We start from the raw sequence: 20,717 nt of genomic DNA on the forward strand, positions 1-20,717 counted from the left end.
GTCGGTGCCCCCTTCATGCAGGGCCGTCCGTGCCATCATCCCCGCACCGGGTCCGGCTTGCCAGCCATGGCCGGATATGTATGTGAAAGTTCATTCGGCCTGGGCCGGCACCACCACCGCGTGCGCCGGGAAGAAGCCGAGGGATGGGCACACGGTGAATTCTGTCGACGTTGGCCGGACCGAGCGGGACATCGGTCGGACGGCGGGACGGTGCTAACGATCCTGCGAGAGTTCCAGGAGCTCGGCGAAGGTGCCGTTGGCGTGGACCAGGTCGTCGTACCGACCCTGTTCCGTGATGCGGCCCTGCTCCATGACCACGATGTGGTCGGCGATCTTCGTGTTCTCCAAGCGATGAGTGACGACGATCGTGATGCGGTTCGCGGCGATGGCCTTGATCCTCTCGAAGATCTGATGCTCACCGCGCGGGTCCATCTGGGACGTGGGTTCGTCGAGAATCAACAGGGGCGGGCAGCGGTACAAGGCCCGGGAACAGGCCAGGCGCTGCCACTGCCCGCCTGACAGTTCTGCGCCGCCGAACACCTCGCGGGCGAGGAGGGTGTCAAGGCCCGCGGGGAGGTCCTCGACGGCCTGGCGCATGCCGACGGCGTCGACCGCGTCCCACACGGGCCCGTCGTCGTGGGCGTACGGCTGTCCGAGGGTGACGTTCTCGCGCACCCTCAGAGGCCACTGGGCGAAGATCTGCGGGACGAGGCCGGTCTGCTTCCAGACCGTGGCGGGGTCGGTCTCGGCGAGATCCATGCCGTTCCAGCCGACTCGGCCTTTGTCGGCGAGGTAGATCCCGGTGATCAGGCGGGTGAGGGTCGACTTGCCGGAGCCGTTGACGCCGACGATCGCGAGGATCTCACCGCGGCGCAAGGTGAGCGAGACGCCGTCGATGGCGGGCTTGTCCTTGCCCGGGTACCGGTAGACGACCTCCTCCAGCCGGATCTCCTCCACTGGCGCGGCGACCGACAGCGTGCCGCGTTTGGGTGCACGTTCTCCGGCGTCGTCAAGGAACGCCTGCATGTCGGTCAGGTAGAGGCTTGTGTGGAAGAGGGCGGCACCGTTGATGATCACTTGGGAGAGGGCAGCGAGCGTCGTCTGTACGGCGACGACGGCCGTCGCGGCGAGCGCGAGCGCGATCCTCCCGCTCATGGCCAGCCAGGCGAGCGCTCCCCAGGTCGCGACGAGGAACACACTGGCGGCCAGGGAGGAACCCAGGGCGATGCGCAGCGTGCGCGGGGCAGCGGCCAGTGTGCGCTGGTCGCAGCGGTCGGACAGGGACCTGTACCAGAAGAGCAGGTAGTCGGTCATCGAGTTCGCGCGGACCTCGTCCCCGTACTTGGGGGTCGTGGACCACCAGCGCATCATGCCTCTGACGTTGCGGTCGGCGATGTTGGCGTAGTGGATCTCGTAGTCCACGCGGGCGGTGAGGACCGCGCCGACGCCGGCCGGAAGCACGGCGAGGAGGAGCAGCGGCAGCATCAGCGGGTTGAGTACGGACAGAGCACCGGCGGCCGTGACCATCCTGACCAGGGCCGACAGGAACCGCTGGGCGTCCGTGACCATCACGTGCGTGCGGATCACCCCCATCTCCGCGGCCTCTTGGCGGTCCGCGAAGCCGTCCACCGCGTACGCCGACGCCTCGACGCGGCACACTGCCTCCACCAGGGCGGTGTCCGTCTCGGTGGTGAGTCTGGGGGTGATCCGCCGCTCGGCGTACGTGGCCAGGGCCCCGGCGACACGGGTAAGGCCGGCGGCGACCCCGACGGCGAGCAGAGCCGGCAGAGCCTGGTGCAGGCGGTCGGCGACCGTACCGCCGCCGAGGATCGGACGCATGGCCCGGGCGGTCGCCGCCAGCAGGACACCTGCAGCAGCTCCGGTGACCACCGGGCAGGCGAGGAGGAGTAGCACGGCTGAGCGGTCGATACGCAGGGACATGCTGATGATGCGGCGCAGGACCTTCGGGATCTGGGCGCAGAGCTGACGGAAGGACGCTTCACCGAGTGGGTTCACGGAGTATTCCCCCGTGTACCTGATCTCGGCGGGCGGCGGGGGAGGGACTGTTCCGACCTTATGTTCCTGGGCATCTGCTGACGTCAACTGGGCTCCTCCATCGTCGGCTCGGGGACGTGCTGTGGCGGTATCGAGGTCAACGACGCGAGTCGCGATATCGAACACACGTGTTTCGGACGGGGTGGAATCCGCATGACAGAGCGACAGGTGGAGCATGTAGAGGCCATGGACCCTTGGGCTGCCGGGTCACTGCCGAACCTGAGGATGGCCGAAACGCCGAGGCCGATACGCATGTGACGGAAGGTGTTTCGGAGTCCGCTCACACTCGCAACGGCACCATCCTTGCCGGGCGAGCACGGTGACGGTCCTGTCGGCACTGCGACGCGATTGGCCCGGGCCGTGTCGGCGTGACGTTGCCGTGACCCGGTTACCTGGCAGTAAACCACTCCGTTTGCCGGGGTGGTCCAGCCGACGCATGGTGGATACAGGAGCATGGGGCCGCGCTGGGGACTTGGAGCGCGCAGAACGTTACTCGGGGGCGGCGCTGCGTCTGCAGCCCTACCCGAACCGGCCTCCAATTCCGTATGAGGAGGCACGATGGTTGCCCTTTGTAACGTGCGGTTCGGCAAGAGCAACGACGACGTGAGGGCCATTCAGAACGCACTGATCGCTGCGGGGTTCATTATCCCTGTCGGAGCCACGGGGTTCTTCGGCGAACAGACCAAGGCCGCCTACGCCGCGTGGCAGCGCAATCTGGGATTCACCAGATCGGCTGCGGACGGATTCCCCGGCTGTGTCTCTCTCACAAAGCTGGGAAACAAAGCAGGATTCAGCGTGGACTGCCGAGAGCCGGGGGGCATCGCCAAGAGCTCGGTCGGGTTCTCGAGGAACTCCGGGATCATCATCGACAAACCTACGGCTCGCGCATTTGCGGAGCAGGCGTGCGACAAGACCGGCGCCCCGAGGGCCTGGGTCACCGGGGTCAGCAATGGCGCGAATCTGATCACCCTGATAAACCGGGAATCAGGTTTCAGGCCCAACGCGGTCAACAAGAACGACGTGAATGCCAACGGCCCGGTTCAGCCGGACGGTGCAAAACTCAACTGCTCCCGTGGCTATGCGCAGGTAATTCCCGGCACGTTCGCCGAGCACCACGAGGAAGGCACATCCAACCAGATCTATGACCCGGTCGCGAATATTGCGGCGGCAATCAACTACATCTGGAGCAGGTACGGGGACATCTCGCGGGTCCAGCAGGCCAATCCGGCCCTCCCACCCGCAGGCTACTGAGGAGGAACAATGCCTTCGGATGAGCCATTCCCTGGAGTGGCATTCTTCCACCAAGGTCAACGCAGTCCGATTATCACCTCGATGGGGAAGCGCCTCGTCGCTGAAGGATGCGGGAGATACCGGACGGGGCCCGGCCCTGAGTGGACCGACGCCGACCGCCAGTCGTATGCCGCGTGGCAGCGCAAGCTCGGGTTCTCAGGCAGTGACGCCAACGGCACGCCCGGCAAGCAGTCCTGGGATCGACTGCACGTACCGGCGACAAATGCTGGCGGACGCCGCGTCTCCTCTCCCGTTCCAGGGCACGGGGTGACGACCGCTTACCGCAAGAGGGGGCCGCATTGGAGCCTGGGCTACCACACCGGCGCAGACTACGCCGCCCAAGAGGGCAGACCGTGCATCGCGGCACGCAGTGGTTCCATAGCCCGCACCGGAATCGACGTGAGTTTCGGCAAGTTCCTCGTGCTGCGCGCCGACGGATTCGACTACTGGTACTGCCACCTCTCAGCCCGGCACGTCACCAGTGGTTCCGTGCGGGCCGGGCAGAAGATCGGGAAAGTGGGCTCCACCGGGAATGCAGGGTCATTGCATGATCGAGATCTGTCTGGGTTCGTCACGCGAGACCGAGGGCTCGTAGGGGCCGGTGGTAGTCGCGGCCGGTGTGGCGGAGGGCGGCGGCGATGTTGGTCTGGCCGTCCTGGCGGAAGACGCTGATGGCGAGGTTGCGCAAGGAGGCCATGGCGCGGGGCAGGGTGCCGGTGCGGACCTTGGAGTCGTCCTCGCGGAACGTGCGGTCCCGCACGTGGTGCAGGAGGTTCTCGATACCCCAGTGGCCTCTGATCCAGGTGGCGAACTCGGTGCAGGTGGCGTCGAAAACGCTCAGGCTGGTGATCAGGTAGACGCGCTCGATGGTCAGCTTCCCGGTGCTCAAGTCGCGCCGCCACCGTACGACTTGGATTGCCTGGCGGGCGCCGGGGTAGTCGAGGTGGCTGAACCCGGCGACCTTGAGCCGGCGGATCTCGTCGCGGTGGTGGGCGTGGTCGCGAGTGCGGTGCCCGAGTGGGATGTCACGCCAGGGCAGCTTCCTGACCTGGGCGTACAGGCCCGGATGGTTCTTCTTCACGACGGCCACGTAGTGCGCGCCGCGACTGGTCAGATAGGCCCCGTGGTCGTGCTGGGTGTGCAGGGCGTCGGCGGTCACCACCGTGTTCTCCAGCCCGAGACCGTCCAGCAACGGCGCGAAGGAGGGGATCTCGTTGCTCTTGGAAGCGACCTGCCGCTGGGCCAGGACCACGCCGTGGTGGTCCATCGCCGCCAGCAGCTGGATCGCCGCGGCCGTTGCGGTTCGCGATCCGCGGACCACCTTGCCGTCGACCGCGATCACCCGTCGCACCGGCCCTTGCTCCGCCTCCGGCTCCACCGGGGGCGGCGTTCTGGCCTGCAGATACGCGCTGATCGCCGCGTCCAGCGCGTCACCGTCCACACGCTGCAGCAGGCGGCGCACGGTTGCGGCGTGCGGCACCGGCCGCAGACCAGTAAGTGGATCGGCAGCGAAGCCGAGGACGCCCAGCACATGCTGCGGGGCATCCGTGATCCACTCGCTGATAGCGATGAGCGAGCGAGCCCCTGTCAGCACCGCCGAGACGGCCGCGCACAGCAACGCGAGGGCCGGATACCGCAGTCCTCGTGCATCGCGGGGATCGGCGACCAGGATCAGGAAACGCCGCAGGTCAGCGACATCGCTTGAGGTGAGGGGATCAGTCGGGGAGCCCAGTTGCTCCAGTGCGGAAGGGATGGGCGATGATGTTCGGGCAGGCACGGTCTCGCTCGGTTCTCATGGGTCTCGACAACCACATGATCACCAGCACCGTGCCTGCTCCGCTCTCCCGGGCCCCTTGCCGCACAACGGACATGACGCCACGTCGCTCATGAGACCGGCGAATCGGACCAATCCCAATCACGCAATGCCCCTGACCGGGAATGCCACCGGTCCCCATCTGCACTTCGAGAAGCGCCCTGCCGGTGGTGGCTTCGGGGCTGACGTAGCTCCCAACTGGTAGCCGTCTTCACTCTCTCCATCGCGGCTTCCCCGCGCCCGCGCAGCCTCTGCTGCCGTTCCGCAGGCCCAGGTCATCCGCAGCGCGCCGAGATTCGTCTCTGTCCGGGCGCCGAGGACGGAGTGCCCGCCGTCCCGCCACGACGGCGGCCACCTGATGCCCGAGGCCGGCCCCGACCGCGGAGACGACGACGGTCTTTTCCTTGCGGCATGCGCGTTCACCTCCCGGCCGGACCCATTGGGCCCGGGCGCTGAGGAGGGAAGGCGGTGGGAGACCGAGCCGCGCCCCCGGCGAGCTGCCGACCACGTCCGAAAACCGTCGGGCACCCGGGCAAACCCTGTGGGGGGCGAGATCACCGTATCGGGTCAATCCCAACGGCTTCTCGGGGGCGACTGGGGGGCACCGTCGTTACTGTTTCTCCGGGATCTCGACGGATTCCCGATATGCACCCTTTCCTTTCGCCGGTGACGTGCACGTATGCCGGTCACTGCCCTGATCAAGGAGAGATTTCCCGATGAACCTGGACACCAGCCCGGATGCGCAGTTAGAACCGCAGCGGCAGACCAGCCTGGGTACGGTGGCTGCCCGCAACCTTGCCACCACGTCCAAGTCCGCCCCGCAGATGCAGGAGATCACCTCTCGCTGGCTGCTGCGGATGCTCCCCTGGGTGGAGACCAAGGGCGGCACCTACCGGGTGAACCGTCGGCTGAGCTACACCGTCGGCGACGGGCGCATCGAGTTCGTTCAGGACGGTGCCGACGTCCGGGTGATCCCCCGTGAGCTCGGCGAACTGGCCCTGCTACGCGGCTTCGAGGACGTGGAGGTGCTGACCGCGATCGCCGGTCGGTGCGCTCAGCGCGACTTCCGTGCCGGCGAAGTGCTGGTCGAGCGCGGTGCCCCCGCCGAGCAGATCCATCTGATCGCCCACGGCCGGATCCGCCAGACCTCCGTCGGCCGGTACGGCGACGAGATCGCGGTTGCCGTACTCGCCGACGGCGAGCTGTTCGGTGAAAACGCCCTGTTGGACCCGGACGCCCAGTGGGACCACACCGCCACCGCCGAGACCGCCGGCACCTTGCTCACCCTGTCCCGCGCCGACTTCGCCGCCGTGCTGTCCGCTGCGCCGCACCTCCAGGCCCACATCCGGCAGTTCAGTTCGCTTCCCCAGCAGCGGCAGAACCGTCACGGCGAGGCCGAGATCGCGATGTCGGCCGGCCACACCGGCGAGGCCGAGCTGCCCGGCGCCTTCGTCGACTACGAAGTCAACCCGCGCGAGTACGAACTCTCCATCGCGCAGACCGTCCTGCGGATCCACACGAGGGTCGCCGACCTCTACAACGGGCCGATGAACCAGACCGAGGAGCAGCTCAGGCTGACCATCGAGGCGTTGCGCGAGCGCCAGGAGCACGAGCTGGTCAACAACCGGGAGTTCGGCCTGCTCCACAATGCCGCCTTCAAGCAGCGGATCCAGCCCCACTCCGGCCCGCCTACCCCGGACGACCTCGACGAGCTGCTGTGCCGGCGCCGCAGCACCAAGTTCTTCCTCGCTCACCCCAGGACGATTGCGGCAATCGGACGCGAGCTCAATGCCCGCGGGCTCTACCCGGACCATGTCGACGTCGGCGGGCAGCAGGTCCCGGCCTGGCGCGGGGTTCCGATCCTGCCCTGCAACAAGATCCCCATCAGTAAGGAGAACACCAGCTCGATCCTCGCCATGCGCACCGGTGAGGAGAACCAGGGTGTCATCGGTCTGCGCCAGACCGGTCTGCCGGAGGAGTACGAACCAGGCCTGTCGGTGCGCTTCATGGGTATCGACGATCGGGCGATCATCTCCTACCTCGTCACCACCTACTACTCCGCCGCCATCCTTGTGCCTGACGCGCTTGGCGTGTTGGAGAACGTGCAGATCGCCCGCAGACACGACTAGTACTGCAACCGCACTCATTGCGTCACCGCAGGTCAGGGCGGGTGCAGCGGAGTTCTTCCACTGGCGATGCGTCAGTGGAGGATTCCGGTTCCCGCATTCGGTCGAACCGCGAACCGGCAGGTCAACGCTCCAAGTGGCTGATGGCTCGTCACATGCGGGCGGGCGGTGTACCGCGCTTGACCTGCGGCGATAGCGCGAGTGCGGTTGCAGTACTAGAGGATCTGCCCTCCCCGACGGCTACGACAGTCCGGACCTTTCCGGGCCGGCCGAGCGTGCCCGGGAAGCGGGACAGCCCACCCACCCACCAAGGAGCTACGGATGCCCGATCCCGGGCTTTCCCCCCTGCAGTCGAGCCTGCCTGAGGCCGCGGCGCACTTCGGGGCCCATGTCCTCGGCAACGCTGCCGCCCAACTCGCCGCCCAGGGCCGCGGTGTCGAGGCCGCCACCGGCGGCCCGTTGCCTGCGCCCTCCGCGCCCGCCCCGCCCTCGGTCGGTGTCCCCGCCGTCGAGGTGGGGACACCGAGCCCCGCCCTGGAACGGATCCTGCGCGGCCCCAGTGGTCTGGGCACGGCGAGCCTGCACCTCGTCCGGCGCGAGGACCTGCAGGAGCCTCCGGCGCCGCCGACGGCTCCGACGGAAGGCGACCCGATCCCGGGCCTCTACTACCACCCGGTCCCGGAGCCCGACCCCGTGCGGGTGGCCGAGGTCAGCCGCCGGATCAAGACATGGGCCGTGGACGAGGTCGAGCTCTACCCCCCGGAGTGGGAGGACCAGTTCGACGGCTTCTCCGTGGGCCGCTACATGGTCGCCTGCCATCCGGACGCTCCCACCGTCGATCACCTGATGCTCGCCACGCGGCTGATGGTCGCCGAGAACGTGGTCGACGACTGCTACTGCGAGGACCACGGAGGCTCGCCGATCGGCCTCGGCGGACGCCTGCTGCTGGCGCACACCGCTCTCGACGCCCTCCATACGACGAAGGAGTACCAGCCGGGGTGGGCGGACTCGCTCCACTCGGACGCTCCGCGCCGCGCCTACCGCTCGGCTATGGAGTACTTCCTCCGGGATGCCACCCCCTCCCAGGCCGACCGGTACCGGCACGACATGGCCCGTCTGCACATGGGGTACCTCGCCGAGGCCGCTTGGGCCGAGACGGACCATGTCCCCGAGGTGTGGGAGTACCTGGCGATGCGCCAGTTCAACAACTTCCGGCCCTGCCCGACCATCACCGACACGGTCGGCGGCTACGAACTGCCGGCGGACCTGCACGCCCAGCCCGCCATACAGCGGGTCATCGCGCTCGCCGGTAACGCCACCACCATCGTCAACGACCTGTACTCGTACACCAAGGAACTCGCCGGCCCCGGCAAGCACCTGAACCTGCCGGTGGTGCTCGCCGAACGCGAGGGCCTCTCCGACCGCGAGGCCTACCTGAAGGCGGTCGAGGTCCACAACGACCTCATGCACGATTTCGAGGCCGCGGCTGCCGAGCTGGCCGCTGCCTGCCCCGTCCCGACCGTGCTGCGCTTCCTGCGGGGCGTGGCCGTGTGGGCCGACGGCAACCACTACTGGCACATGACCAACACCTATCGCTACAACCTGCCCGACTTTTGGTAAGGATGGGATCTATCCGTGACCAGCAACGTCAACACCACCCCGTTCATCCCCGCCCCGGTGACGCCCTACCAGGGTGACATCGCCCGTTACTGGGACCACGAGGCCAGGCCCGTGAACCTGCGTCTCGGCGACGTGGACGGCCTCTACCACCACCACTACGGCATCGGTGACATCGACCGCGCCGCCCTCGGGGACGCCGGCGACAGCGAGTACGAGAAGAAGCTGATCGCCGAGCTCCACCGCCTGGAGTCGGCGCAGACCGAAGTCCTCCTGGACCACCTCGGCACCATCGGACGCGACGACACTCTCGTGGACGCCGGCTGCGGCCGCGGCGGCTCGATGGTCATGGCCCACCAGCGTTTCGGATGCAAGGTCGAGGGTGTCACCCTGTCGGCCAAGCAGGCCGACTTCGCCAACCGGCGTGCCCGCGAACTCGGCATCGAGGACCACGTCCACGCCCGCGTCTGCAACATGCTCGGCACGCCCTTCGAGACCGGGCAGGCCGCGGCCTCGTGGAACAACGAGTCGAGCATGTACGTCGACCTGCACGACCTCTTCGCCGAGCACTCCCGCATCCTCGCCGCCGGCGGCCGTTACGTGACCATCACGGGCTGCTGGAACCCGCGTTACGGCCAGCCCTCGAAGTGGGTCTCCCAGATCAACGCGCACTTCGAGTGCAACATCCACTCCCGCCGGGAGTACCTGCGTGCGATGGCCGACAACCGCCTCGTCCCACAGGCCGTCATCGACCTCACTCCCGAGACCCTGCCCTACTGGGAGCTGCGGGCCACATCCTCCCTGGTCACAGGCATCGAGGAGGCGTTCATCAACTCCTACAAGGACGGCTCCTTCCAGTACCTCCTGATCGCAGCCGACCGCGTCTGACCGCCCGCCGACTGCATGGGCCGGGTCCGTCTCCGACGGGCCCGGCCCAGCTCCGAGCGGTACGCCGACCGCGAAGACAGTCAGAAGTCGTCCCCGAAGGACGAGGGCCTGCCCCACTGCAGCGTTCAGGAACGCAGACAGCTGCGCTTGCTCGCTCTCCCGACCGACCATCGTCGTGGCTGACTCCACGCCCCCTCCCTTACCGCCGGTCAGCACTTGGACGGTGCCGCACTCCTTCGGGTCCATGTGATCAGGACCCGGGGTGACTGACACAACTAACTTGAACCAGCAGGGTAGTTAATCAGGGCTCGCGGCGCGCTGATCTACCGCTGTGCGACATCGATTCCGGAGCCGAGCCGGAGCTCGCGTCCCTGCCAGCGTTGCCGCAGCCAGCGGTCGTGGCTGGCCAGCACGATCGCGCCGGGGCCACTGCCAAGTGCCGCCTCCAGCTCGTCGCACAGGCGTGGGGACAGATGGTTGGTGGGCTCGTCAAGCAGCAGCAGCTGTGGCGGGCGCGCCACCAGCAGCGCCAGCGCGAGCCGTCGGCGCTGCCCGACCGAGAGCTGCCCGACCGGCTTGTCCAGGTCCGCCTCGTGCATCAGGCCCAGCGAGGCCAGTGGCACCGCCTCGGCCCGTTCCACGCCCAGCGCCAGCTCATAGGTGTCCCGGACGGTCCGGTCCGGCCGGTCGAAGACGGTGTCCTGGGCGAGCAGCCCCACCGTGAGCCCGTGCCGGCGCCGCACCTCGCCGTCGGGCGTGAGTCGCCCGGTGAGCACGGCCAGCAGGGTCGACTTTCCGGCCCCGTTCCCGCCGGTGACCAGCAGACGGTCGGTCGCCGACACCTCCGCGCTCACCGACGGGAGGCGGCCCGGCACGCGTACGCCCTCCAGGGAGACCAGGGGAACGTCTTCGTCTGCCGTGGGTGCGGCCAGCGCCGTGCTCTGGAACCGCAGCGGCTTCGGCGGCTCCCACACCTGGGAGCGCTCCAGCTCCTCCAGCCTGCGGGTGGCGCTGCGCACCCGCCGGGCGATCTGGTTCTGCACCCGGCCGGCACGGTGGCCGTAGCCCATCTTCTCGTTGTCGCGCGGCCCCCGGTCGGGCGCCACGCGGTGCGCGGTGACCCCGGCCGATACCCGTAGCGCCGCCAGCTCCTCCTGCTCCTCGGCCCAGCGCCGTTCCCAGCGCTGTCGCTCGGCACGTTTCTCGGCCAGGTAGGCGCTGTAGTTGCCGCCGTAGCGCACAGGGCCGTCGATGGCGGGGTCCAGGTCGATCAGATCCGTGCACACGGCGTCCAGAAAGGCCCGGTCGTGGCTGGCCACCACGACGACCCCGGGCAGGCCGCGCACCTGCTCCTCGACGAAGGCGGCGGCGCCGTCGTCGAGGTGGTTGGTCGGTTCGTCGAGCAGCAGCGCGGAAGGCCGTCGGACCAGAAGCGCGGCCAACGCCAGCCGGCCGCGCTGCCCGCCGGACAGTGACCCGAGCGTGCGGTCGTGATCGAACGCGCCGAGGCCGAGGCCGTCGAGCACGAGCGCGGCGCGCCGGTCGGCGTCCCAGGCATCCCGAGCCTGGGCCAGTTCGAGGCGGGCACCGTACGACTCGAGCAATGCCGCGTACTCGGGCGCGTCCTGCGCGGTCCGAGCGAGCTGCTCGGCGAGGCGTTCCAGCTCGGTGAGGTCCTCCCGGGCCTCGAGCAGGGCGTCGTCGAGTACGTCGCCGATCGTCGCGTCGGTGTCGTACGGCATCTCCTGCTGCAGGAAGCCCAGGTCGGGAGGCCGGGTGACGCTTCCTCCATCGGGCTCGTCCGTCCCGGCCAGCAGCCGCAGCAGGGTCGACTTGCCGACTCCGTTCTCGCCGATCAGCCCGATACAGTGCCCGGGGGAGGCAGCCAGGGAGACGCCGGCGAGCACCCTCCGGGCGCCGTGGACGCGGACGAGGTCGTGGGCCTGCAGGGCAGGCTGAGGCATGGGAATACTCCCAACGTGATCGGTACTCGGCCCGCCGGGCGGCACGCCTCGGACGCGGGCCAGGTCGACACGGCGGCGGCTCACACCTCAGGGGCCCCCGTCTCCTTCAGCACGCCGTGGGCCAGCCGCAGCCACCGGTTCACACCGATCTCGCGGAGGAACCGCTCGTCGTGGCTGACCACCATGAAGGCGCCCTGGTAGGAGTTCAGGGCACTCTCCAGCTGGCCCGCGCTGACCAGGTCGAGGTTGTTCGTCGGCTCGTCCAGGAGTAGCAGGTGCGGGGCCGGTTCCGCGCACAGTACGCAGGCCAGGGTGGCGCGCAGCCGCTCGCCGCCGGAGAGCACCCCGACGGGCAGGTGGGCGCGGGCACCCCGGAAGAGGAAACGGGCGAGCAGGTTCATCCGCTCGGCCTCCGGCCGCTTCGGGGCGTACTCGGCGAAGTTCTCGGCGACCGTGCGGTCCAGGTCCAGCAGGTCGAGGCGCTGCGAGAGATAGGCGATGCGCCCGTCGGCCCGCTTGATCCCGCCGCCCTCCGGAGCCAGGTCGCCGTTGAGCAGACGCAGCAAGGTGCTCTTCCCTGCACCGTTGGGACCGGTCAGCGCGATGCGTTCCGGGCCCCGGATAGCCAGGTCGACACCCTGACCGGCGAACACGTCCTTGTCGCCGAGCCGGACGCGGAGCTGCTCGCCGAGGAACAGGTTGCGTCCGGCGGGCACGTTGGTGTCCGGCAGGTCCAGCATGATGCGCTGCTCCTCGCGCAGTGCACGCCCGGCCTCGTCCAGCCGGGCCTTCGCCTCGCTGACCCGGCCGGCGTGCATCTGGCCGGCCCGTCCCGCGGACTCCTGTGCGCCCCGCTTCATGTTGCCGGCGAAGATGCGGGGCAGACCGGCGTTCTTCAGGTTGCGGGCGGCGTTGCTCTGCCGGCGTTCGGCACGTTCGCGAGCCATCTGCATCTCCCGCTTCTCCCGCTTCAGCTCCTGCTCGGCGTTGCGGACGTTCTTCTCGGCGACCTCCTGCTCGGCTCGCACGGCCTCCTCGTACTCGGTGAAGTTGCCGCCGTAGAAGCGGAGTTCGCTGCGGTCGAGTTCGGCGATGCGTTCCATGCGGTCGAGCAGGGCGCGGTCGTGGCTCACCAGGATCAGGCAGCCGTTGAAGTCCTCCAGCACGTCGTAGAGCTTGTGCCGGGCGTCGAGGTCGAGGTTGTTGGTGGGCTCGTCGAGCAGCAGCACGTCGGGTCGCTTCAGCAACTGGGCGGCGAGACCGAGGGAGATGACCTGGCCGCCGCTGAGGGTGCTCAGACTGCGGTCCAGGGTGAGGTCGGTCAATCCGAGGCGGTCCAACTGGGCGCGGGTGCGTTCCTCGATGTCCCAGTCGTCGCCGATGGTGGTGAAGTGCTTCTCGTCGACGTCCCCGGACTCCACGGCGTCGATGGCCTGGATGATCGGGGCGACGCCCAGCACCTCGGCGACGGTGAGATCACCGGTCAGGGGGAGGCTCTGCCGGAGGTAGCCGAGAGTGCCCGTCACGGAGACCGCCCCGCTATCGGGCAGCAGTGCCCCGGCGATGAGCTCGAGCAACGTGCTCTTGCCGGTGCCGTTGGGTGCGACGAGGCCGGTGCGGCCGGAGCTGACGGTGAAGGACAGGTCCTGGAAGACGGGAGTGTCGTCGGGCCAGGTGAAGGACAGGTTCGAGCAAACGACGGAAACGCCGGACATGGAGGTGACCTCATGGAGAGGGGGCAGGGATGACACTTCTGCCCCGGCGGCAGACAGGTGGGAAGAGGGAACGACAGCGAGACCACGGCGGCGGCGCTTCCGCGCACCGGCCGGTGGCCTGTCGGGTCCGGGTATCACCCGGAGATGTCGTCGTCCACCACCATGTCTGGGCTCCTCAACAAACGATCAGACGTCGCTGCCAATTCAACCACAGGACGCGTTCGAACGGGAAAATGACCGGCTCCCCGATGCCCTGAACCTGCAGGACGAGCCGCTCACGCGCGAACACGGCGGGCCGGTCCGGCTGGCCGCCGAGCCGTGAGCAGGGCGATGCGGAGCTCATGTCAACGCCGTTGATGCGTAACGGAGGTGACGGCTTCATAGCCAGTCATCCGGGCGCTCCGGCCGCCCTCCCCGCCGCACCCCCGAGCAAGGCGGTGACCTTGGCTGCGCAGGCGAAGAAGGCGAGCAACACGCCGAACGGAAGCGCCCCTGATGGCGGGTGTCGCCGGCCTGGCCCTCGATCCCGACTCCACCCACCTGCCCGATGCGGCCCGGGGGACATGACCACCAGGGCCGCGGCCGTCCGGCTCACCGGCACGAAATGTGAGAGCGTCGACGCCTGCGTCCGCTACCTGGGGCCTTACCGGCGCCGAAGCCGTCCTCAAACTCCGCGCCGTCCACGCCAACGGCGACCTCGACACCCAGTCGATGAGCCACCGGATCGGCGTGGAGTCGACCGAACAACCCGAGCAGGTCGAGCAGTCCGGCAGCTCAAGCGAGTCAGGGGGTGGGGGAGTGGGGGAGGAGGGATTTTATTACTTCCGCGCACTGGCGGGCTGTGCCGGCGTTGGCCAGGGATGTGGCGGCCAGGTCGATGCCGAACTCCCGGCGGGCCCGCAGGACGAATCGCACGGCGCGGAGTGAGGTGCCGCCCAGGTCGAAGAAGTCGTCGTCGGGGTGGATCTCCGGTACGCCGAGGAGTTCCTGCCAGAAGAGGAGAACGGAGCCGAGGACGTCCCTGTCGCCGGTGATTCCGTTCCCGTCGTGGATCGTGGTCATCCGTTGGCCTGTTCTCGAGGGTGCGTGGGTGAGGAGAGGCCGCCGGGCCCAGAGGCGGATGTGGAGCGGGCCGGAGGCGTCGGCGGGCCCGCTGACGGCGGCGGACCAGTGCGGGCCCACGTTCAGGTCCCGTACCCGCCACGCGCCCGTGGTGCTGCCGGCCGCGGCGGAGTCCATCACGATGTCGTCGCCCCGGTCCGGGTGACTGTGCCAGGCCCGCAGGTCGCCGACGATGCCGACGCCGATTGCCTTCAGGGCGGCCTCCTTGCGCGTCCAGCACCGGAAGAAGCCGAGGAGGCGGGCGCGGTCGTCCGGGAGTTCGTCCAGCCACCGGCATTCCCCGGGGGAGAGGACCGTCCAGGCGAGCTGCGGGAGCTCGACCGTGCGGTGCTGCTCCACATCCACGCCGACGGGTCGGTTGCCGAGAGCGAGGGCCCCGCGGCCGACGGTGTGGGACACGCTGATCCTCAGCGGTGTGTCGGGGTGGACGATCGTGGGCGGTCCGTGGTCCGTCCCCCCGCAGCCGGGGCACGCCCGCCGGCCCAGGACGACGTGGCCGGGCGGGACGCCCAACCGCTCCGCGAGGATGGACCGGACGGCCGCCCGGCTGGTGACGAACTCGGCGGCGCGACGGGACGTCATGCCGGCCGACCGGGCCCGTTCCTCCTCGCTGAGCAGCCGACGGTCCTCGGGCCGGGGAGTGTCGGGAGCCTCCCAGTACCAGACGGTCGTACCGCCTTCGAAGGTCACGTCCGGTGCTCGTCCGGGATCCCGGGCCCGGCCGCCGGCGCAGGGGCGCGGGGGCCGGGCAGGGAGGTGGATCACGCCCGGGTGATGCCGAACCACGTCTCGGCGAGCGAGTCGAGGGTGGGCTCGGGCGGTTCGGGAAGGTCCTTGAAATACCTCGGCAGGTTGCTGTAGACGTGCAGCAGCGTGTGGGCGAGGAGTTCACGCGGGTCGAACTCGTGCCCGTAGGCCTTCATGATTCTTCCCAGCAGGCGCGGATCGCCGCAGGAGACGTACAGGCCGATGCCGACGAAGTCGTAGGCGCGATCCCCGATCATGGCCGGTTCGAAGTCGATGAGCCCGGTCAGCCGCCAGCCGTCGGGATCGACGATCAGGTGCTGCCGCATGACCTCGGTGTGCAGCAGGGAGCGGGGCGGGTCCGCGGCGAGCGGGACGGCATCCAGAAAGTCCGGGATCTGCTCCAACCAGTGCTCCGGCAGGCCGCGTTCGCGCTGCCGCTCGACGGCTCGGGCGCGGCGGTCCGCCAGGGCGGCGCCCCAGTTCTCGGGCCCCAGGACATCGGTGAGGGGCTCGGGGTCGAGTGAGTGCAGGACGGCCAGGGCCTCCCCGACCTCGGTGACGATGCGGTCCCGGTCGGCTTTCGGAATCCTTGGCCAGGCCGTGGCGAGGCCCTCACCCGGAAGCTGCGACATCAGGACGTAGTGCCACCCGTTTTCGTACTCGCCGAATTCCAGCAATTCCGGCACGGGGATCGGCAGGCGCCCTTGGATATACCCCAGGACCCTGTTTTCCGTGAGAGCGTCCTGGAGCCACATCCGGGGGAAGAGTTTGAGGACGTGCCGGTCACCGATCGCGTAGACCGGCTCCGAGCCATCGGGGTATCGAATGGGGTGGACATCGGCGAAGCCGAGGCGGGCGCAGAGATCTTCCACCCCGGGTCGCAGAGCCTCGTCGTCGGGGATGACTTTGTCCCACTGTTCATCTGTGTCCACGGCAGGGAGCATGGCCGCTACGGTAGAGCGAAGGCGACGCGTACGTAAAGATCTTCACGCGCGGGGCGACCTGCTCACGACGGCGAAGGAGTTGGAGGCGCGGGGCGCGGTGGTCTACCCGCTGGGCATGGAGGGTCCGTACCACAGCGAGTTGATGCGGGCCGCCGCCGATGAGATGACGGCGTTGCTGAAACCTTTCGACATCGTCGCACCCTCGGTGCCCGTGCTCTCGACCGTGACCGCCGAGCCGCACCCCGGCGGCGACGGGTCCCGGGACCTGCTGGCCGAACAGCTCGTTGCCCCGGTGCGCTGGCTCGACGTCCAGCGTCGGCTGGTCGCCGAGGGGGTGGGCGGGGCCCTGAAGGTGGGCCCGGCCACGTGCTGCGCTTCCTGCTGGAGAAGACGACCAAGAACGTGACCGGGTTGTCTGTCGCCCAGTACCCCGAGGTGACGGAGTTGCGGGAGGCACTGTCGGTCGGACCGGCCGACCACGCGGACGTGGTCCGCGGTTGCCTGCGGGTCGCCGCGAGCTCCCCCTCCCGCCGGCAGGACCCCGACCGACTGGAGCTCATCGCGCGGGCCCAGCGCGAGCTGGTCGCGCTCGACTCCCGAACTCGGGGCGGCCGACGTCGAGGCGGCCCTGACCTGGCTCCGCCGGATCCTGGAGGCCAAGGGGCTGACGGGGGCGGACGGGCAGGGCCGGATCAATCGTGTGCTCGACGGCAGGGCGTGGCGGCCGGCCTGAACCTCTGACCGGGATGGGCGGGCGCGATCCCCGGGGAGGGGCGGCTTTGCCATGTCGACCTTCAGCGTGATTTTGCGAGGAACCCCGGCGTTCACGCCCGGGAGGAATCGCATCCTTGCGACTGCGGCGCGGAGCGCCGCAGTGTCGCTGCCGGGTTTCGGCCGCGGAGCGGCCGGGTGTCTGTCCCGAAGTCGGTGCAGGCGTCCCGCATGGTCTCGTCGCAGCGCGTGAGGATCTCGTCCGTGAAGACGCCGCGTGGGCACTTCGGGGTGAGGGCCGAGTGTGCATGCCGGGTGTATGCGATGCTTCGTCCCCTGATGGACCGGTGTTTCCTATTTCGATGACATAGGTCGATGCTGGGCGTTAGCCTGGCCGGGTGAAGCTGGTGGTGCAGGTGAAGCTGCTGCCAACGCCGGTGCAGGCGACGGCCCTTGAGGCGACCCTGCGCGCCTGCAACGAGGCGGCGACCTGGGCCAGCCGGGTGGCGTTCGACAAAGACGTGAAGCGTAACTTCGCGCTGCGCGAGCACACCTACGGCGAGATCAAGGCGCGGTGGGGCCTGGGTGCGCAGGCCGCGCAGCACGTGATCAAGAAGACGTGCGACGCATACGCGGTGCTGAGAGCGAACCTGAAGGCCGGGAACCTGGGCAGGCCCGGATCGAAGCGTTACCGGAAGGCCACCGGCGAGCCGATCGTTTTCCGGCCGGAGGGTGCGCAGCCGTACGACGACCGGATGCTGTCCTGGCAGATCGCCGGGCGGCGGGTCTCGATCTGGACCGTGGCCGGGCGAGTGAAGGACGTGGCGTTCACCGCCGGCCCGGAGCAGCTGGCCACGTTGGCCCTGTACCGCAGGGGTGAGTCCGATCTTGTCTGCCGGGACGGCATGTGGTTCCTCAACGCCACCTGCGAGGTCCCCGAACCGCCGCCGGACAGCGATCCGGTGGACTTCCTCGGCATCGACCTGGGCATCGTGAACATCGCCACCACCAGTGACGGCGAGATCATGGCCGGGCGCGAGCTCAACCGCAGCCGGGTCCGGGAGCGGAAGCTGCGGGCCAAGCTGCAGAAGAAGAACACCCCGTCCGCGAAACGGCGGCTGAACAAGCGCGGGCGCAAGGAGGCGCGGCGGGCGAAGGACATCAACCACAAGATCGCGAAACATGTGGTGGCCGAGGCGATGGGGGTACCCCCCTGCTCGAACGAAGTTGAGAGCTTGGGGGAGCACCGGTCGCGGGATCGCCCTGGAGGACCTGACGGGCATCCGCGAGCGGGTACGGCTTCGCAAGCCCCAACGGGCCACCCTCCACAGCTGGTCGTTCGCCCAGCTGGGGGCGTTCATCGCCACGGGCACGATCGCCGCCACCGTGGCGGAACTGTTCCACGCCCCCGCCGACACCGCCTCCTGACGGGAGCCGTCGCCCTCGGCGAGGGCGACGGCCTCGGTCGAGGCCGCCCCCACGGCCGGGGCCGCCGCCGTCCGACAGTCCACGATCACCCTGTCGTTGGAAGAAGACCAGGGGCGCGTCGAGCGGGCGCAGGGCCCGGCGGAGGGCGGCCAGGAAGATCAGGGTCCGGTCGGCCGCGGCGCAGGTCCAGGACGGCTTGGCGGGTTCGGCGCGTCCCGTCGCGCTGGGAGAGGGACAGTCGGTACAGGCCCGGAGTGTCGGGCACCGGCGCATCAGGCGCCAGGCTTCGTCGTAGACGATCCAACGCCGGCCGCCGTAGGTTTCGGGCGGTGAGCAGGACGGACATGCGAGGTGTGGTCGGCGGCCAACGCGCGATCAGGTCTGTGCGGCGCAACCATTGACTCATAGTCAGCGCTGCGGGAAGGATGCGCGGCTGTGACTACGCGCGTAAACTTTCTGTCGCGGTGGCCGGTTGCCCCGCTGCGGTGGGCGGCCCTGCTGTCGCTGCTGGTGTCGGTCGGAGTGTTCTTCGCCGGCGCCGGAGCGGCCCAGGCGGCGCCCGCCTGCGAGGTGCTCTCCACCGGTGCGGCGCCGCAGGCGACCGCCGCCGTCCGCTCCGCCTGCGGGCTGATCGGCACCCCGTACTCGTGGGGCGGCGGCCACGGCGCGCAGCCCGGCCCGACGTACGGGATCTGCGACGCCTCCAACGGTGCACCCTACGACTGCAACGTCCGCGGCCTGGACTGCTCCGGCATGGTCCGCTACGCCTACAAGCTGGCGGTCGGCGAGGACGTCATCAACGGCACCTCGCGGACCCAGTGGCCGTCCTCCCGGGCGGTTGCCCGCTACTACAGAGCGGACGGAACCGCACCGCTGCTCCCCGGCGACCTGGTGTTCTTCGGCAACACCGCCTCCACCATCCACCACGTTGCGATGTACCTCGGGCAGGGCTGGATCGTCGAGGCCCCCTACTCCGGCGGCTACGTCCAGGTGGCGGCGCTCTCCTCGCACGGCGACTACTACGGCGCCATCCGGCTGTACGGACCCGGCGACTCCTCCCCGGAGCCGACCCCGACCCCGACCCCGCCCCCGTCGGGCGGCGGCCAGTACTGGGTGGACACCTTCGCCAACGCGCCGGTGTACGGCTCCCCGACCTCCACCACCAGCACGGGGACGCTGTACCAGGGGACGAACTACGTCTTCTGCAAGGCGTGGGGCCGTGAGGTGTCGAGCGGCAGCAGCTACAACCACTGGTGGCTGAAGACGGATCCGGACGTGGGCCCCGGCGGTCAGTGGGTGTCGGCGTTCCACCTGTCGCGGTGGGGCAATGACGTGGCCAAGGACAACAGCGGCGTGACCATACCCGACTGCCAGGGCGGCGGCGCCCCGCCCGCCACCGGCAAGTACTGGGTGGACACCTTCGCCAACGCGCCGGTGTACGGCTCCCCGACCTCCACCACCAGCACGGGGACGCTGTACCAGGGGACGAACTACGTCTTCTGCAAGGCGTGGGGCCGTGAGGTGTCGAGCGGCAGCAGCTACAACCACTGGTGGCTGAAGACGGATCCGGACGTGGGCCCCGGCGGTCAGTGGGTGTCGGCGTTCCACCTGTCGCGGTGGGGCAATGACGTGGCCAAGGACAACAGCGGCGTGACCATACCCGACTGCTAGTACACCAGCCGGACTTCTCCATTCCCGCTGGTCAACGGATCGGGAGTGGAGAGTGTAGCGGGGCGCAAGGGAGTGTGGGACGGTCTTTGACGGGTCGTCCCACCAGCATGTGACCGCACCGCATGGAGTGGCAGCGCTCCGGGCAGTGCGCCCATGTGATCAGCGATGCACCAACGAACATGTGGGAACAGGGACTTGGCGATCTGTACGGGAGCAGGACAACCGCCTCATTGATCAGTCCATGCAGGAGTGGGACCGCGTCAGCCAGGGTGTGGCTCTTGGAGTGAGTCGGAGTTCTGGTCCGTGACTGGTCCGGAAGTGCTGGTCAGGCGGGATAGTGGTGGGGGGTGCTGGGAGTTACGGCGTAAACCGGGCTCTGCTCGGAGCAGGTCGAGCGGAAGGCGCCTGAGGGGCAAAAGCCCAGGTCAGGCGCCTCTTTTTCGGCTTCTGGAAGAAGCCGGGCTTCTTCGGCGAGTACGACACCAGCAGGTTCTTCGTCTGCTGGTGGTACACAAACCTCAACCCGAACGCTGCGAAGCCGAGCATTCGCACGCCCCAGGCGGCACATGGTTGCTGCAGGTGCCGCCGGCCGGTGCAGCGGAGCAGCCTGACGGCTGTCTGACGAC

12 protein-coding genes and 3 pseudogenes are annotated in these 20,717 nt (G+C 68.9%); 9 read left to right on the forward strand and 6 right to left on the reverse strand.

Going from position 1 to position 20,717, the window contains the following annotated elements:
* Positions 1 to 213 precede the first annotated feature (213 nt).
* Positions 214 to 2,103 (reverse strand): ATP-binding cassette domain-containing protein, encoded by a 1,890-nt coding sequence (locus ABD858_RS33710; protein ID WP_345033765.1) that lies wholly within the window; start codon positions 2,101 to 2,103, stop codon positions 214 to 216.
* Between the two features lie 528 nt (positions 2,104 to 2,631).
* On the opposite strand from ABD858_RS33710, the gene ABD858_RS33715 reads away from it, so the two are divergent.
* From ABD858_RS33715 to ABD858_RS37020, 3 genes and pseudogenes are all read left to right on the forward strand, one after another.
* On the forward strand, positions 2,632 to 3,306 hold the full coding sequence (locus tag ABD858_RS33715; RefSeq protein ID WP_345033764.1) for a transglycosylase SLT domain-containing protein: 675 nt from the start codon (positions 2,632 to 2,634) through the stop codon (positions 3,304 to 3,306).
* A gap of 12 nt (positions 3,307 to 3,318) precedes the next feature.
* A pseudogene (locus ABD858_RS33720) lies at positions 3,319 to 3,561 on the forward strand (peptidoglycan-binding protein); the annotation flags it as partial.
* Positions 3,562 to 3,669: 108 nt separating this feature from the next.
* Positions 3,670 to 4,017, forward strand: a pseudogene (locus tag ABD858_RS37020) (M23 family metallopeptidase); the annotation flags it as partial.
* Here the strand turns inward: ABD858_RS37020 and ABD858_RS33725 are convergent.
* Entirely contained in the window at positions 3,917 to 5,122 is a 1,206-nt protein-coding gene (locus tag ABD858_RS33725) for an ISAs1 family transposase (protein WP_345033763.1), read from the reverse strand. The pseudogene ABD858_RS37020 and the gene ABD858_RS33725 overlap by 101 nt on opposite strands.
* A gap of 752 nt (positions 5,123 to 5,874) precedes the next feature.
* Here ABD858_RS33725 and ABD858_RS33730 point away from each other — a divergent pair.
* The 3 genes from ABD858_RS33730 (at position 5,875) to ABD858_RS33740 (ending at position 9,789) form a co-directional block, all read left to right on the forward strand.
* Positions 5,875 to 7,287 carry a family 2B encapsulin nanocompartment shell protein gene (locus ABD858_RS33730; protein ID WP_345033761.1) on the forward strand — a complete coding sequence of 471 codons (1,413 nt, stop codon included), beginning with the start codon at positions 5,875 to 5,877 and terminating at the stop codon, positions 7,285 to 7,287.
* Between the two features lie 318 nt (positions 7,288 to 7,605).
* Positions 7,606 to 8,904 carry a family 2 encapsulin nanocompartment cargo protein terpene cyclase gene (locus tag ABD858_RS33735; protein WP_345033760.1) on the forward strand — a complete coding sequence of 433 codons (1,299 nt, stop codon included), beginning with the start codon at positions 7,606 to 7,608 and terminating at the stop codon, positions 8,902 to 8,904.
* Between the two features lie 15 nt (positions 8,905 to 8,919).
* Entirely contained in the window at positions 8,920 to 9,789 is an 870-nt protein-coding gene (locus ABD858_RS33740) for a geranyl diphosphate 2-C-methyltransferase (protein WP_345033759.1), read from the forward strand.
* Between the two features lie 323 nt (positions 9,790 to 10,112).
* On the opposite strand, the gene ABD858_RS33745 is transcribed toward ABD858_RS33740, so the two are convergent.
* The 4 genes from ABD858_RS33745 to ABD858_RS33760 all read right to left on the reverse strand — a co-directional run bounded on the left by ABD858_RS33745 (position 10,113) and on the right by ABD858_RS33760 (position 16,281).
* Positions 10,113 to 11,753 carry an ABC-F family ATP-binding cassette domain-containing protein gene (locus tag ABD858_RS33745; RefSeq protein WP_345033757.1) on the reverse strand — a complete coding sequence of 547 codons (1,641 nt, stop codon included), beginning with the start codon at positions 11,751 to 11,753 and terminating at the stop codon, positions 10,113 to 10,115.
* 80 nt (positions 11,754 to 11,833) lie between these two features.
* Entirely contained in the window at positions 11,834 to 13,468 is a 1,635-nt protein-coding gene (abc-f, locus tag ABD858_RS33750; RefSeq protein ID WP_345033755.1) for a ribosomal protection-like ABC-F family protein, read from the reverse strand.
* Positions 13,469 to 14,251: 783 nt separating this feature from the next.
* Positions 14,252 to 15,280: a phosphopantetheine-binding protein gene (locus tag ABD858_RS33755; protein WP_345033753.1), complete on the reverse strand. Its 1,029-nt coding sequence runs from the start codon at positions 15,278 to 15,280 to the stop codon at positions 14,252 to 14,254.
* Positions 15,281 to 15,351: 71 nt separating this feature from the next.
* Positions 15,352 to 16,281 carry a phosphotransferase family protein gene (locus ABD858_RS33760; protein ID WP_345033752.1) on the reverse strand — a complete coding sequence of 310 codons (930 nt, stop codon included), beginning with the start codon at positions 16,279 to 16,281 and terminating at the stop codon, positions 15,352 to 15,354.
* On the opposite strand from ABD858_RS33760, the gene ABD858_RS33765 reads away from it, so the two are divergent.
* The 3 genes and pseudogenes from ABD858_RS33765 (at position 16,280) to ABD858_RS33775 (ending at position 20,091) form a co-directional block, all read left to right on the forward strand.
* Positions 16,280 to 16,687 carry a hypothetical protein gene (locus tag ABD858_RS33765; RefSeq protein WP_345033751.1) on the forward strand — a complete coding sequence of 136 codons (408 nt, stop codon included), beginning with the start codon at positions 16,280 to 16,282 and terminating at the stop codon, positions 16,685 to 16,687. The two genes, ABD858_RS33760 and ABD858_RS33765, sit on opposite strands and share 2 nt — an antisense overlap.
* Positions 16,688 to 17,390: 703 nt before the next feature.
* A pseudogene (locus ABD858_RS33770) lies at positions 17,391 to 18,414 on the forward strand (RNA-guided endonuclease InsQ/TnpB family protein); the annotation flags it as partial.
* 441 nt (positions 18,415 to 18,855) lie between these two features.
* A complete protein-coding gene (locus ABD858_RS33775; protein ID WP_345033749.1) occupies positions 18,856 to 20,091 on the forward strand; it encodes a C40 family peptidase in 1,236 nt (411 codons plus the stop codon).
* The last annotated feature ends 626 nt before the right edge of the window (positions 20,092 to 20,717 follow it).

It is taken from the genome of Streptomyces sannanensis (assembly GCF_039536205.1).
In the GTDB taxonomy this organism is placed as follows: Bacteria; Actinomycetota; Actinomycetes; order Streptomycetales; family Streptomycetaceae; genus Streptomyces; species Streptomyces sannanensis.